This window comes from Actinophytocola sp., assembly GCF_035942955.1.
Lineage (GTDB): Bacteria > Actinomycetota > Actinomycetes > Mycobacteriales > Pseudonocardiaceae > DASYTH01.
Genome location: NZ_DASZCQ010000185.1, coordinates 16,137 through 27,607, shown reverse-complemented (window position 1 = coordinate 27,607; position 11,471 = coordinate 16,137). Strand labels below are relative to the sequence as shown.

The 11,471-nt window shown below is 72.6% G+C and carries 13 protein-coding genes and 1 pseudogene; 4 read left to right on the top strand and 10 right to left on the bottom strand.

Annotated features, from left to right (window positions below):
* Positions 1 to 192 precede the first annotated feature (192 nt).
* From nadC to nadA, 3 genes are read right to left on the bottom strand one after another with little or no spacing between them, the layout of a single operon-like run.
* Positions 193 to 1,038, bottom strand: a complete 846-nt coding sequence (nadC, locus tag VGX25_RS18280) for a carboxylating nicotinate-nucleotide diphosphorylase (RefSeq protein ID WP_326919022.1) — start codon at positions 1,036 to 1,038, stop codon at positions 193 to 195.
* Positions 1,035 to 2,657: an L-aspartate oxidase gene (locus tag VGX25_RS18275; RefSeq protein WP_326919021.1), complete on the bottom strand. Its 1,623-nt coding sequence runs from the start codon at positions 2,655 to 2,657 to the stop codon at positions 1,035 to 1,037. The genes nadC and VGX25_RS18275 overlap by 4 nt, the downstream gene beginning before the upstream one ends.
* Positions 2,654 to 3,670: a quinolinate synthase NadA gene (gene nadA / locus VGX25_RS18270; RefSeq protein WP_414635861.1), complete on the bottom strand. Its 1,017-nt coding sequence runs from the start codon at positions 3,668 to 3,670 to the stop codon at positions 2,654 to 2,656. The genes VGX25_RS18275 and nadA overlap by 4 nt, the downstream gene beginning before the upstream one ends.
* Before the next feature lie 65 nt (positions 3,671 to 3,735).
* On the opposite strand from nadA, the gene VGX25_RS18265 reads away from it, so the two are divergent.
* The gene (locus VGX25_RS18265) at positions 3,736 to 4,428 is read left to right on the top strand and encodes an NUDIX hydrolase (protein ID WP_326919020.1); all 693 of its coding nucleotides are present in this window, start codon (positions 3,736 to 3,738) and stop codon (positions 4,426 to 4,428) included.
* A 39-nt stretch (positions 4,429 to 4,467) separates the two neighbouring features.
* Positions 4,468 to 5,148, top strand: coding sequence for an LON peptidase substrate-binding domain-containing protein (locus tag VGX25_RS18260; RefSeq protein WP_326919019.1), 681 nt, complete (start codon positions 4,468 to 4,470; stop codon positions 5,146 to 5,148).
* Positions 5,149 to 5,256: 108 nt separating this feature from the next.
* Here the strand turns inward: VGX25_RS18260 and VGX25_RS18255 are convergent, their stop codons facing one another.
* From VGX25_RS18255 to bioD, 4 genes are all read right to left on the bottom strand, one after another.
* Positions 5,257 to 5,856: a DUF2567 domain-containing protein gene (locus tag VGX25_RS18255; RefSeq protein WP_326919018.1), complete on the bottom strand. Its 600-nt coding sequence runs from the start codon at positions 5,854 to 5,856 to the stop codon at positions 5,257 to 5,259.
* Positions 5,857 to 5,866: 10 nt separating this feature from the next.
* On the bottom strand, positions 5,867 to 6,073 hold the full coding sequence (locus VGX25_RS18250; protein ID WP_326919017.1) for a hypothetical protein: 207 nt from the start codon (positions 6,071 to 6,073) through the stop codon (positions 5,867 to 5,869).
* A gap of 10 nt (positions 6,074 to 6,083) precedes the next feature.
* Positions 6,084 to 7,118, bottom strand: a complete 1,035-nt coding sequence (gene bioB / locus VGX25_RS18245; RefSeq protein WP_326919016.1) for a biotin synthase BioB — start codon at positions 7,116 to 7,118, stop codon at positions 6,084 to 6,086.
* Between the two features lie 94 nt (positions 7,119 to 7,212).
* Positions 7,213 to 7,938, bottom strand: a complete 726-nt coding sequence (gene bioD, locus VGX25_RS18240) for a dethiobiotin synthase (RefSeq protein WP_326919015.1) — start codon at positions 7,936 to 7,938, stop codon at positions 7,213 to 7,215.
* 68 nt (positions 7,939 to 8,006) lie between these two features.
* On the opposite strand from bioD, the gene VGX25_RS18235 reads away from it, so the two are divergent.
* Entirely contained in the window at positions 8,007 to 8,282 is a 276-nt protein-coding gene (locus VGX25_RS18235; RefSeq protein WP_326919014.1) for a glutaredoxin family protein, read from the top strand.
* 55 nt (positions 8,283 to 8,337) lie between these two features.
* Here VGX25_RS18235 and VGX25_RS18230 read toward each other — a convergent pair whose 3' ends face one another.
* From VGX25_RS18230 to VGX25_RS18220, 3 genes and pseudogenes are all read right to left on the bottom strand, one after another.
* A complete protein-coding gene (locus VGX25_RS18230) occupies positions 8,338 to 9,618 on the bottom strand; it encodes an adenosylmethionine--8-amino-7-oxononanoate transaminase (RefSeq protein WP_326919013.1) in 1,281 nt (426 codons plus the stop codon).
* Between the two features lie 60 nt (positions 9,619 to 9,678).
* A pseudogene (locus VGX25_RS18225) lies at positions 9,679 to 9,948 on the bottom strand (cytochrome P450); the annotation flags it as partial.
* Complete coding sequence (locus VGX25_RS18220; RefSeq protein WP_326919012.1) at positions 9,942 to 11,135, bottom strand: cytochrome P450; 1,194 nt, start codon at positions 11,133 to 11,135, stop codon at positions 9,942 to 9,944. The gene VGX25_RS18220 and the pseudogene VGX25_RS18225, both read right to left, overlap by 7 nt.
* A gap of 195 nt (positions 11,136 to 11,330) precedes the next feature.
* Here VGX25_RS18220 and VGX25_RS18215 point away from each other — a divergent pair, with 195 nt between their 5' ends.
* Complete coding sequence (locus VGX25_RS18215; protein WP_326919011.1) at positions 11,331 to 11,468, top strand: hypothetical protein; 138 nt, start codon at positions 11,331 to 11,333, stop codon at positions 11,466 to 11,468.
* The last annotated feature ends 3 nt before the right edge of the window (positions 11,469 to 11,471 follow it).

The following is an 11,471-nucleotide window of genomic DNA, read 5'->3' as shown; positions in this document are numbered from 1 at the left end:
CACGACTTAGCAGCGTATTCGCCCGGGCAAGAGCCGCGGGTGGGACGTGATCACACACCCAGCCGCTTGAGGATCTCCCCCTCGATCCGGTCGAGCTCGACGGCCACCGCGCGGTGCGCCGCCTTGCGCCGGGCGCTCGGCGATTTCTGTCGACTCGCAGGACTGTTTGCGACGGGCCCGTTGCGGTCGCGGCTATGCAAGCGGTGAATATTGGAGATCCAGCCCGATGTCGAGGGCGGGCGCGGAGTGGGTGAGGGCGCCGACGGCCAGGTAGTGCACGCCGGTTTGCGCATAGGTACGGGCGGCGTCGAGGGTGAGGCCGCCTGAGGCTTCCAGGCGCGTCGGGGTTCCGGCCGCGCGGCGAACTGCCTCGGCGCACTGGTCGGGGGTGAAGTTGTCGAGCAGGACCAGCTCGGCGCGCTCGGCGAGGGCCTCGTCGAGTTGGTCGAGGGTGTCGACCTCGACCTCGCAGGGCAGGCCGGGGGCGTGGGTACGGGCCGCGGCCAGGGCCTTGGCGACGGAGCCGGCCGCGAGCACGTGGTTGTCCTTGATCAGGATGGCGTCGCCGAGGCCGAGCCGGTGGTTGGCGCCGCCGCCGCAGCGGACCGCGTGCTTCTCCAGGGTGCGCAGGCCCGGCAGCGTCTTGCGGGTGTCGCGGATCGCGCACCCGGTGCCGGCCACGGCGGCCGCCCAGGCGGCGGTGAGCGTGGCCACGCCGGACAGGTGGCAGAGCAGGTTCAGCGCGGTCCGCTCGGCGGTGAGCAGACCCCGGACCGGGCCGCGGACCACGAGCACCGGCTCCCCCGGCACGGCCGGCGACCCGTCCGCGGCCCGGTCGAGCACCTCCAGGTCGGCGCCGAGCACCTGGTCGAACGCGGCGACGGCCACTTCGATCCCGGCCAGCACGCCGGGTCGCCGCGGGGTGAGCTCGGCGATCGCCACCGCCTCCGCCGGCACGGTCGCCTCGGTCGTGGCGTCCGGCCCGTAGCGCAGGTCCTCCTCCAGCGCGGTGGCGACCACCCGCTCGATGTCGGTCATGCCGCGCTCCGCAGCAGGGCGGGACCGGCGAGCACGGGGTGGCCGGAGGGGGTGAGGCGGACGCTGAGGCTGCGCCGCCAGGTGTGGTCGTCCGCGTGGGGGTGGTCGGTGCGGACGTGGCAGCCGCGGGACTCGGTGCGTTCGGCGGCGCTGGCGAGCAGGGCGCGGGCGGTGAGGGTGAGGGCGGCGTCCTCGACGAGCGCGAGTGTCTCGAGTGGATTGTCCAAAGCGGACACGTCGAGAACCGAGGCGACGACGGCAAGGCCCTCGGCGTCGCGGCCGATGGCGGCGTAGCGGCTCATGACGCGCTGGAGGAGGTCGCGAGGGGCGGCGGGGACGGTGGGCAGCGGGGCGCAGGCGGTGAGGCGGGTGTCGGCGAGGTGGCCGGCGGCGAGGTCGGCGGCGGCGGCTTCGGCGGCGCGCGCGCCGACGACGAGACCCTCGAGGAGGCTGTTGGAGGCGAGGCGGTTGGCGCCGTGCAGGCCGGTGCGCGCCACCTCGCCGGCGGCGTAGAGGCCGGGGACCGTGGTCCGTCCGTCCACTGTAGACAGAACACCGCCGCAGGCGAAGTGGGCGGCGGGGGCGACCGGGATGGGGTCGGTGGTGGGGTCGACGCCGATGGCCAGGCAGGCGCCGTGGACCGTGGGGAAGCGGCGGCGGAAGGTGGCGGCGTCGAGGTGGGTGGCGTCGAGGAAGACGTGGTCGGCGACGCCGCCGGGCTCGGTCGCCATGCGGCGGGTGATGGCCGCGGCGACGACGTCGCGGGGGGCGAGGTCGCCGAGCGGGTGGACGCCGGTCATGACCGGGGCGCCGGTGGCGTCGATCAGGATCGCGCCCTCGCCGCGGACGGCCTCGGTGACCAGCGGGCAGCGGCCGCGGGCGCCGGCGCCGGTGTAGAGGACGGTCGGGTGGAACTGGACGAACTCGAGGTCGGCGGCGAGGGCGCCGGCGCGCAGGGCGAGCGCGATGCCGTCGGCGGTGGCCACCTCGGGGTTGGAGGTGGCCTGGTAGAGCTGGCCGAGGCCGCCGGTGGCCAGCAGGACGGCGGGGGCGGCGACCAGGCCGGGCACGCCGGCGGGATCCAGCACGAGCAGGCCGGTGATCGCGCCGGCGGGGGTGCGGAGCAGGTCGACGGCGATGTGGTGCTCCAGCATGGGCACGCGGCCGTCGCGGGCGGCGGCGAGCAGCGCGCGCTCGACCTCGGCGCCGGTCGCGTCGCCGCCGGCGTGCACGACCCGGAACGCGGTGTGGCCGCCCTCGCGGGTGCGGGCCAGGCCCGCGCCGTCGCGGTCGAAGGAGGCGCCGAGGCGGCGCAGGCGGGTCACGGCGGCCGGGCCGCCGGCGATGATCGCGGACACGGCCGCCTCGTCGCTCAGGCCGGCGCCGGCGACGAGGGTGTCCTCGACGTGGCGCGCCACCGAGTCGCCGGGGTCGTGCTCGCCGGGGAGCACGACGGCGACGCCGCCCTGGGCCCACCGGGTGTTGCCGTCCCCGGCGGCGGCCTTGGTCACCACGAGCACCCGCAGGCCAAGGGCGTGCGCGGTCAGGGCCGCGGTCAGGCCGGCGACGCCGGAGCCGACCACGACCAGGTCCGCGCGAGCCTCCCAGCGGATGCTCATTCGCCACCTCCGGGCTTGCCGATCTCGATCATGCGCTGGACGGCGCCGCGGGCGCGCTCGGCGATCGACGGGTCGACGTGCACCTCGTCCACGCCCTCGCGCAGGCAGCGCAGCAGCGCGGCGGGAGTGATCATCTTCATGTAGCGGCAGGACGCCCGGTCGTTGACGGCCCGGAAGTCGATCTCCGGCGCGGCCCGGCGGAGCTGGTGCAGCATGCCGATCTCGGTGGCCACCAGGACCGAGCGCGCTCGCGTGGAGCGGGCCTGCTCGACCATGCCGCCGGTGGACAGGATCTTGACCCGCTCGTCCGGCACGATGCCCTCGCCGGCCAGGTAGAGCGCGGACGTGGCGCAGCCGCACTCGGGGTGGACGAACAGGTCGGCGTCCGGGTTGGCGGCCGCCCGCTCGGCCAGCTCGGCGCCGTTGATCCCGGCGTGCACGTGGCACTCGCCGGCCCAGACGTGCAGGTTCTCCCGGCCGGTGACCCGGCGGACGTGCGCGCCGAGGAACTGGTCGGGCAGGAAGAGCACCTCCCGGTCCGCGGGGATGGACTCGACGACCTCGACGGCGTTGGACGACGTGCAGCAGATGTCGGTCTCGGCCTTCACCTCGGCCGTGGTGTTCACGTAGGACACGACGACGGCGCCGGGATGATCGACCTTCCAGGCGCGCAGCTGCTCGGCATCGATCGAGTCGGCGAGCGAGCAGCCGGCGCGGGCGTCTGGGATGAGCACCCGCTTGTCCGGGTTGAGGATCTTGGCGGTCTCGGCCATGAAGTGCACACCGCAGAAGACGATCGTGGACGCGTCGCTGGCCGCGGCGATCCGGGACAGGGCGAGCGAGTCGCCGGTGTGGTCGGCGATGTCCTGGATCTCCGGGATCTGGTAGTTGTGCGCGAGGAGCACGGCGTCCCGCGCCTCGGCCAGGCGGCGCACCTCGGCGCGCCAGGCCGCGTCCGGCTCCACTCCCCCGTACGGTGTGAGCGTCCGCTCAAGAGAGGCTGTCACTGTCATGGGTGTGCCCTCCGTGTTCCATCCGTGGTCGTCCGTACGGAGGTTTTCGCCTTAGGGTCGAAAACATGGTCGATGCTACCACCGAGCACCTGCCTGCGGCTCACGAAGTCCTAGCCGCGGTCTTGCAGGTGAGAGCGGGATCACTGCAGGTCCTGCTGTGGGAACGCGCCATGGAGCCGCACGCGCACCGGTGGTCACTGCCCGGCGGGCGGCTGGGCCCGGACGAGGATGTCGAGCAGTCGATCAAGCGACAGCTCGCCGAGAAGGTCGACGTTCGGCAGTTGGCGCACGTAGAGCAGCTCGCGGTGTTCAGCGCGCCGGACCGGGTGCCGGGGCCGCGGGTGGTCGCCACGGCGTTCCTCGGGCTGGTTCCGTCCGACATCGACCCGGCGGTCCCGGCCGACACCCGCTGGCATCCGGTGGACGCGCTGCCTCGAACGGCGTTCGATCACGAGTCCATCGTTCGTCGAGCCCGGGACCGGTTGCGGGCCAAGCTGTCCTACACGAACATCGGTTTCGCGCTCGCGCCGCCGACGTTCACGATCTCGGCGCTGCGTGAGCTGTACTCGGCCGCGCTCGGCTACCGGGTGTCGGCGACCAACCTGCAGCGGGTGCTGTCCCGCCGCGGCCTGCTCAAACCCACCGGGGCCACCGCGCCGCCCGGCCGGGCCGGCGGGCGCCCGGCGGCGCTGTTCTCGTTCACCGAGCGGGCCATGGCGGTCACCGACCCGTTCGCCGTGCTGCGCCCGCCGCGGTGAAAACAGCGATCATGACGCCGCCGTCGTAGCTTTAGAGCCGTGGTCGAGTCGCTCCCCCTTTTCCCCCTGCACACGGTGCTCTTACCGGGGGCCCACCTGCCGCTGCATATCTTCGAACCGCGCTACCGGCAGCTCACGGTGGATCTGGTCACCGGCGTGGTACCCGGCAAGCGGTTCGGGGTGGTGGCGCTGCGCCCGTCGCTGGACATCGAGGTGACCTCGCTCAGCCAGCTCCGCGAGATCGGCTGCTCCGCCGTGCTGCGTCAGGCCAAACGGCTGCCCGACGGGCGGTTCGACATCGTCACCGCGGGCGAGCGGCGGTTCCGGCTGCTCGCCCTGGACTCCACCAGCGCGCCGTATCTGATCGGCGCCGTCGAATGGGTGCCGGACAGCGAGAGCCCGGCGATCGGCGCGGACGCCGTGAGCATGCTGTCGCTGGAGGCGCGCTCGGCGCACCGCCGGTACTGCTCGGCCGCCTGGCAGCACGGCGACTGGACCGAGCCGCCGGAGGACACCGACACCGCCGGGCTCGCCCACCTGCTGGCCTCGGACTGCCTGCTGACCATCGACGACCGGCAGCGGCTGCTCGAGGAGACCCGGCCGCTGCACCGGCTGCGCATGGTGCGCAAAATGCTCAACCGGGAGGCCGGCATCCTCGCCGAGCTCCGCGCGATCCCCGCTCCCCCGGCCGACTTCCAGCTCGAGTTCAGCCTCAACTGACCCGCGTGTTTGCGCCTCACATCGCCGTGTTTGCGCCTAGCGTCGTCATCTTTGCGCCTGGCGACGCGTGAGCGGCCAACACGACGACGTGAGAGGCAAACACGCGGGCTATAGGCGGCGGCTGAGGTCGTCCATGCCGTTCCAGGCCGCGAGGATGCCGTAGATCAGCGCCGTGGTGAGGGGCCAGGCGATGATCGCCCAGGCCGACTCGAGCATGGGGGCGGCCAGGACGATGTCGCCCACCTTGGGCGCGCCGCTGACGGTGTAGCGGCCCCCGGCCCAGCCCACCCCGACCTGCTTGGCCAGCCAGGCCGCGCCGGCGGAGCCGAGCACGGCCGCGAGCATGATCACCGGGCCGCGGCGGCCGCGCAGCATCCACACGCCAAGGCCGGTGACCAGGCCGGCGCCCAGGCAGAGCAGGGTGAACAGGGCGAGGTCGTCGAACCGGTGGTAGCTCTCCACCGGCAGCGGCACCGGGCGGTCGGCCAGCACACGCATTCGTTGCGGGGGCGCCAGCCGCGACCACAGCCAGCCGACCGCCATGCCCAGCAAGGGGATGGCGAACAGCACGCTCACGGCCGGCAGCAGGTCGGCCTTGACGACGACCTTGGCCAGCGGGCGGTGCAGCGGGTACGGCCAGGGTGGGGGCTGCTCGGCGGTGGCCACGGCCGACGCGGACCCGGTCGGCTCATCGGACGCGTTCGGCACCCGAACGAGCCTAGTCCGTCGGCGCGGAGACGTCGGAGGAGGCGCGCTCGCCGTGCCGGCTGCAGCGCGCGAACCACCCGGACGGAGTCACCTGGACCACCATGCGGCGCGCGCACTCCGGGCAGAACCGCGGCGGCTCGAGCGCGGCCTGGGCGCCGCGGCAGCCGGTGTGATCACCTTCCGCGGCCGGGCGGCCGCAGCGGGGGCAGAAGCTCACGAGGAAAGTCTTACAGGGTGTCGCTGAGGGCCTTGATCGGCATCTTGAGGTCGGCGAGCATGTCGAGGTCCTGCTGGGCAGGGCGGCCCAGGTTGGTCAGGTAGTTGCCGACGATGATCGCGTTGACCCCGCCGAGCATGCCCCGCTCGGCGCCCAGGTCGCCGAGGGTCAGCTCGCGGCCGCCGGCGAAGCGCAGCATCGTGCGGGGCATGGCAAGGCGGAACGCGGCGACCGTGCGCAGGGCGTCCTTGCCCTCGACGACGGGGTAGCTCTCGTACGGGGTGCCGGGCTGCGGGATCAGGAAGTTCAGCGGCACCTCGTGCGGGTCGAGCGCGGCGAGCTGGACGGCGAACTCGGCGCGCTGCTCGATCGTCTCGCCCATGCCGACGATGCCGCCGCAGCAGACCTCCATGCCGGCGTCGCGCACCATCCGCAGGGTCTCCCAGCGCTCCTCCCAGGTGTGCGTGGTGACCACGTTCGGGAAGTGCGAGCGGGCGGTCTCCAGGTTGTGGTTGTACCGGTGCACGCCCATCGCGACCAGCTCGTCGACCTGCTCCTGGGTGAGCATGCCGAGCGAGCAGGCGATCTGGATCTCGATGCCGGCCGCCTTGATCGCCTCGATGCCGTCGCGCACCTGGGACAGCAGCCGGGCGTCCGGCCCGCGGACGGCGGCCACGATGCAGAACTCGGTGGCCCCGGTCGCCGCGGTCTGCCTTGCCGCCTCGACCAGGCCGGGAATGTCCAGCCAGGCCGAGCGGACCGGCGTGGGGAACCGGCCGGACTGCGAGCAGAAGTGGCAGTCCTCCGGGCATCCGCCGGTCTTCAGGCTGACGATGCCCTCGACCTCGACCTCCGGGCCGCACCAACGCATCCGCACCTCGTGGGCGAGCGCGAGCAGCTCGGGCAGCCGGTCGTCGCCGAGCCGCAGCACCTGCAGCACCTGCGCCTCGTCCAGTCCGACACCGCGCTCGAGCACCTGCTCGCGGGCGGTGGCGAGAACCGGGTCGTCGGTGCGCTGAGCGGCGAGGGTCACTATTGCCTCCATCCGAAGTGCTGGCTGCTCGGGGCCAGTCTGCCGCACGGGCTCCGAACCGGATCGAGACCTCGCTCACTGTCGATCGAATCGGCCTGGAGTCCGCTCAGCCGGCGGCGCTGAGCTGCTGCGCGGCGAAGCCCTTGGCGTCGAACTCGCCGCCGAGGGACGGCGCAAGCGACCGGCGGGCGGTGGCGAGGAACTCCGGGCGGCTCAGCGCCGACGCGCCCGCGGGCAGCGCGCCGAGCAGCTGCGCGTTGGCGGCCACCGGCAGGTCCTCGAGGTTGCACCGGGCGGCCAGGTCGGGCTCGGCCGGCCAGGCCCCGATGACCACGCCGGCGCAGGTGATTCCCCTGCGCTGCAAGGCTTCCGCGGTCAGCGCGGTGGCGTTGAGGGTGCCGAGGCCGGCCTCGGCGACGATCAGCACGGGCACGCCGAGCGCCCAGGCGACGTCGGCCACGGTGCCGCCGTCGTCGTCGAACCGCACCAGCAGCCCGCCGGCGCCCTCGACGATCACCAGGTCGTGGGTGCGGTTCAGCTCGACGGCGGCCGCGGCGGCCTGCGAGGGGTGCACGGGTGCGGTGCCGGCCCGCCGGGCGGCCGTGGCCGGGGCCAGCGGATCGGGGAAACGGGCCAGCTCGCGCGCGGTGATCGGGCCGGCCAGCCGCTCGATCTCGGCGAGGTCGCCAGGGTCGTCGGGGCCCACGCCGGTCTGCGCGGGCTTGAGCACGGCGACCCGCTGCCGGACGTCGAGCGCCAGCGCCGCGACGGCCGCGGCGACCACGGTCTTACCTACCCCGGTACCCGTACCGGTGAGCACGACGACACTCACGCTGCGTCAGGCTAGTCCCACCCGATTGCAGCAACCACGACAGGTCCACAATCGGTATTGTTCGAGCCGTGCGAGGAGGCGGGAGTAATAACAACGTCGTCGTCTTCGGCGCGGACTGGTGCGGGGACTGCCGGCAGACCAAGGCGTGGCTGCGCACCAACAACGTGCCTTTCACCGACATCGACGTGGAACACGACGCGGACGCGCGCGATCGCGCGATCGAGTTGGCCAAGGGGCGCAGAAACATTCCCGTTGTGGTGCTGCCGGACGGTGCTGTGCTGGTAGAGCCCACCGACGCGGATCTGGCGAGCGCACTCGGCGACCGGAGCGCCGCGTCGACCTGACGCTAATCCGGTCGGTCCGAGTTATGACGCCGACACACTCATTACCAAATGCCATTTAGCCGACAGTGGCGGCGGCCAGAACGGCTCGGGCAATCGACCGGACATCCCCATATTCACAGATATACGGCGGCATTGTGTAAATGAGGTCGCGGAACGGGCGAAGCCAAACGCCGGCCTCGACCGCCGCCCGCGTCGCCGCGGCCAGGTCCACCTGATGATCAAGCTGCACGACGCCGATCGCGCCGAGCACCCGGACGTCGGCCACGCCGGGGAGCTCCGCCGCCGGGGCGAGCCCCTCGGCCAGCTCCGCCTCGATCCGCTTGACCGCCGCGCGCCAGCCCTGGCCGCGCAGCAGGTCGACCGACGCCAGCGACACGGCCGCGGCCAGCGGGTTGCCCATGTAGGTGGGCCCGTGGGCGAGCACCGGCACCGTGCCGGAGGAGATGCCCTCGGCGACCCCGGCCGTGCACAGCGCCGCGGCCATCGTCAGGTAGCCGCCGGTCATCGACTTGCCGAGGCACATCACGTCCGGGCTGACCGCGGCATGATCGGCCGCGAACAGCTCGCCGGTCCGGCCGAACCCGGTGGCGATCTCGTCGAAGATCAGCAGCACGTCGTGGGCCAGGGTCAGCTCGCGCAGCACGTGCAGATAGCGCGGGTTGTGGAAGCGCATCCCCCCGGCGCCCTGCACGACCGGCTCGACGATCACCGCGGCCAGCTCGTCGGCGTGCCGCTCGATCAGCCCGGCCAGGTGCGCCACGTAGTCGTGGTCAACGGCCGCGTCGAAGCCCGCCGGGGGCGCGGCGGCGAACACCTGCTCGGGCAGGATCCCCTGCCACAGGCCGTGCATGCCGCCCTCGGGGTCGCAGACGCTCATCGGGTGGAACGTGTCGCCGTGGTACCCGCCGCGCCAGGTGAGCAGCCGGGTCTTGGCGGGCCGGCCGGTCGAGCGCCAGTACTGCAGGCACATCTTGATCGCGACCTCGACCGACACCGAGCCGGAGTCGCACAGGAACACGTGCCGCAGCGGCTCCGGGGTGATCTCCACCAGCCGCGCGGCCAGCCGCACCGCCGGCTCATGGGTCAGCCCGCCGAACATCACGTGGCTCATCCGCCCCGCCTGGTCCAGCAACGCCTTGTCCAGCACGGGATTGCGGTACCCGTGGATGGCCGCCCACCACGACGACATCCCGTCGATCAGCTCCCGCCCGTCGACCAGCCGCAGCCGCACCCCCCGCGCCGACTCGACCACCAGCGGGTCCACCCTGCCCGGCATCGGCCCGTACGGATGCCACACGTGCGCCCGGTCGAGCGCGATCAACTCCTCGGCCTCCACGCCGGAAGGCTACCGACGCAAGGTCGGGGCCGAGCCGCACTCCTCCTCGATTCGCCGCGCTCAGCGCAGCCGGACGGGGAGATGCTCCAGGCCGCGCAACAGGGTGCTGTTGCGCCAGCGCAGGGCGGCCGGATCCGTGGCGAGGGCCAGGTCCGGGAAGCGATCCAGCAGACGACCGATGGCGATCTGGCCCTCCAGCCGGGCCAACGGCGCACCGAGACAGAAGTGCACACCGTGACCAAAAGCCAAGTGGCCAGACGCATCCCGGGTGACGTCCAGCCGGTCCGGGTCGGCGAACCGGCCACCGTCACGGTTCGCCGCGCTCAGCGCAGCCGGACGGGGAGATGCTCCAGGCCGCGCAACAGGGTGCTGTTGCGCCAGCGCAGGGCGGCCGGATCCGTGGCGAGGGCCAGGTCCGGGAAGCGGCCCAGCAGACGACCGATGGCGATCTGGCCCTCCAGCCGGGCCAACGGCGCACCGAGACAGAAGTGCACACCGTGACCAAAAGCCAAGTGGCCAGACGCATCCCGGGTGACGTCCAGCCGGTCGGGGTCGGCGAACCGGTCGCCGTCACGGTTCGCCGCGCTCAGCGAGACCAGCAGGAACTCGCCGGCCGGGATGTCCACCCCGCCGACCCGGATCGGCGCGGTGGTGTAGCGCAGGGTCGCGTCCTTGACCGGGCTCTCGTAGCGGAGGAACTCCTCCACGGCGCCGGGCAGCAGGGTCGGGTCGGCGCGCAGCGCGGCGAGCTGGTCGGGGTTGCGCAGCAGCGACAGCACGCCGTTGGCGATCAGGTTCACCGTCGTCTCGTGCCCGGCGACCAGCAGCAGGAAGGCCATGGACACCAGCTCGAGCTCGGTGAGCCGGTCGTCGGCCTCGTCGCGCACGTGGATCAGGGCGGTGAGCATGTCGTCGGCGGGCTCGGCGCGCTTGTTGCCGATCAACGTGAACAGGTACGCCGCCATGGCCTGGATCGCCTCGGAGATCACCGGAACCCCGTCGGCCGACAGCATCGCGTTCGACCACTTGCGGAAGTCGTCGCGGTCGTCGTACGGGACGCCGAGCAGCTCGCAGATCACCGTGACCGGCAGCGGAAACGCGAAGTCGTCGACCAGGTCCACCCGGTCCCGCCCGGCGAAGTCGGCCAGCAGGTCGTCGGTGATCTGCTCGATCCTCGGCCGCATCAGCTCGACCCGGCGCATGGTGAACGCCTTGGCGACGAGCCGGCGCAGCCGGGTGTGGTCCGGCGGGTCGCTGTTGAGCATGTGCGCGGCGAGATCCTGGGAGAACTCCGCGCCGGCGCCGGCCGCCGTGCTGTGCCGCTCAAGCAGGTCGCGTGCCTGCCGCATGTCCTTGCGCAGCGAGGGATCCGCGAGCACGTCCCGGGCGTCGGCGTAGCGCGTCACGAGCCACACCTTCAGCCCGCGCGGCATGATCACCTCGCAGACCGGCGCCTCCTCGCGCAATCGGCGGTGCAGCGTATACGGATCCCGGATGAAGTCCTCGGTCCAGATCATTGACGGGGTCGTGCCGATACCCGGCATGGGCTTCCCTTACTCCCGGTGACGTTCCCATGCCACTCTGACACGAACCCGCGCCCGATGTCTCGCCCCGCCAAACACTTTCTCGAGCGGGCACCGATCTCGTGAGGTCAGTTGTTGAGCCGGTCAGCGGATTCCCGCCGGGACACGCACGGCGATAGCGTGTGCGGCATGACCCTTCGCCGTCGCCTCGCCACGATCGCCGCGACCATTGCGCTGCTCGCGACCGCGATCGAGTACGCGCTCATGGTCACGCCGGCGTCCGAGTCCACGGTGGCCACCGGCGGCACGATCATCGTCCAGAACTGAGCG

Excerpts from the sequence above, each read along its gene's own strand:
- nadC (WP_326919022.1), bottom strand. The coding sequence starts at position 1,038 with ATGACCGACATCGAGCGGGTGGTCGCCACCGCGCTGGAGGAGGACCTG.
- VGX25_RS18275 (WP_326919021.1), bottom strand. The coding sequence starts at position 2,657 with ATGAGCATCCGCTGGGAGGCTCGCGCGGACCTGGTCGTGGTCGGCTCC.
- nadA (WP_414635861.1), bottom strand. The coding sequence starts at position 3,670 with ATGACAGTGACAGCCTCTCTTGAGCGGACGCTCACACCGTACGGGGGA.
- VGX25_RS18265 (WP_326919020.1), top strand. The coding sequence starts at position 3,736 with ATGGTCGATGCTACCACCGAGCACCTGCCTGCGGCTCACGAAGTCCTA.
- bioB (WP_326919016.1), bottom strand. The coding sequence starts at position 7,118 with ATGGAGGCAATAGTGACCCTCGCCGCTCAGCGCACCGACGACCCGGTT.
- VGX25_RS18220 (WP_326919012.1), bottom strand. The coding sequence starts at position 11,135 with ATGATCTGGACCGAGGACTTCATCCGGGATCCGTATACGCTGCACCGC.
- VGX25_RS18215 (WP_326919011.1), top strand. The coding sequence starts at position 11,331 with ATGACCCTTCGCCGTCGCCTCGCCACGATCGCCGCGACCATTGCGCTG.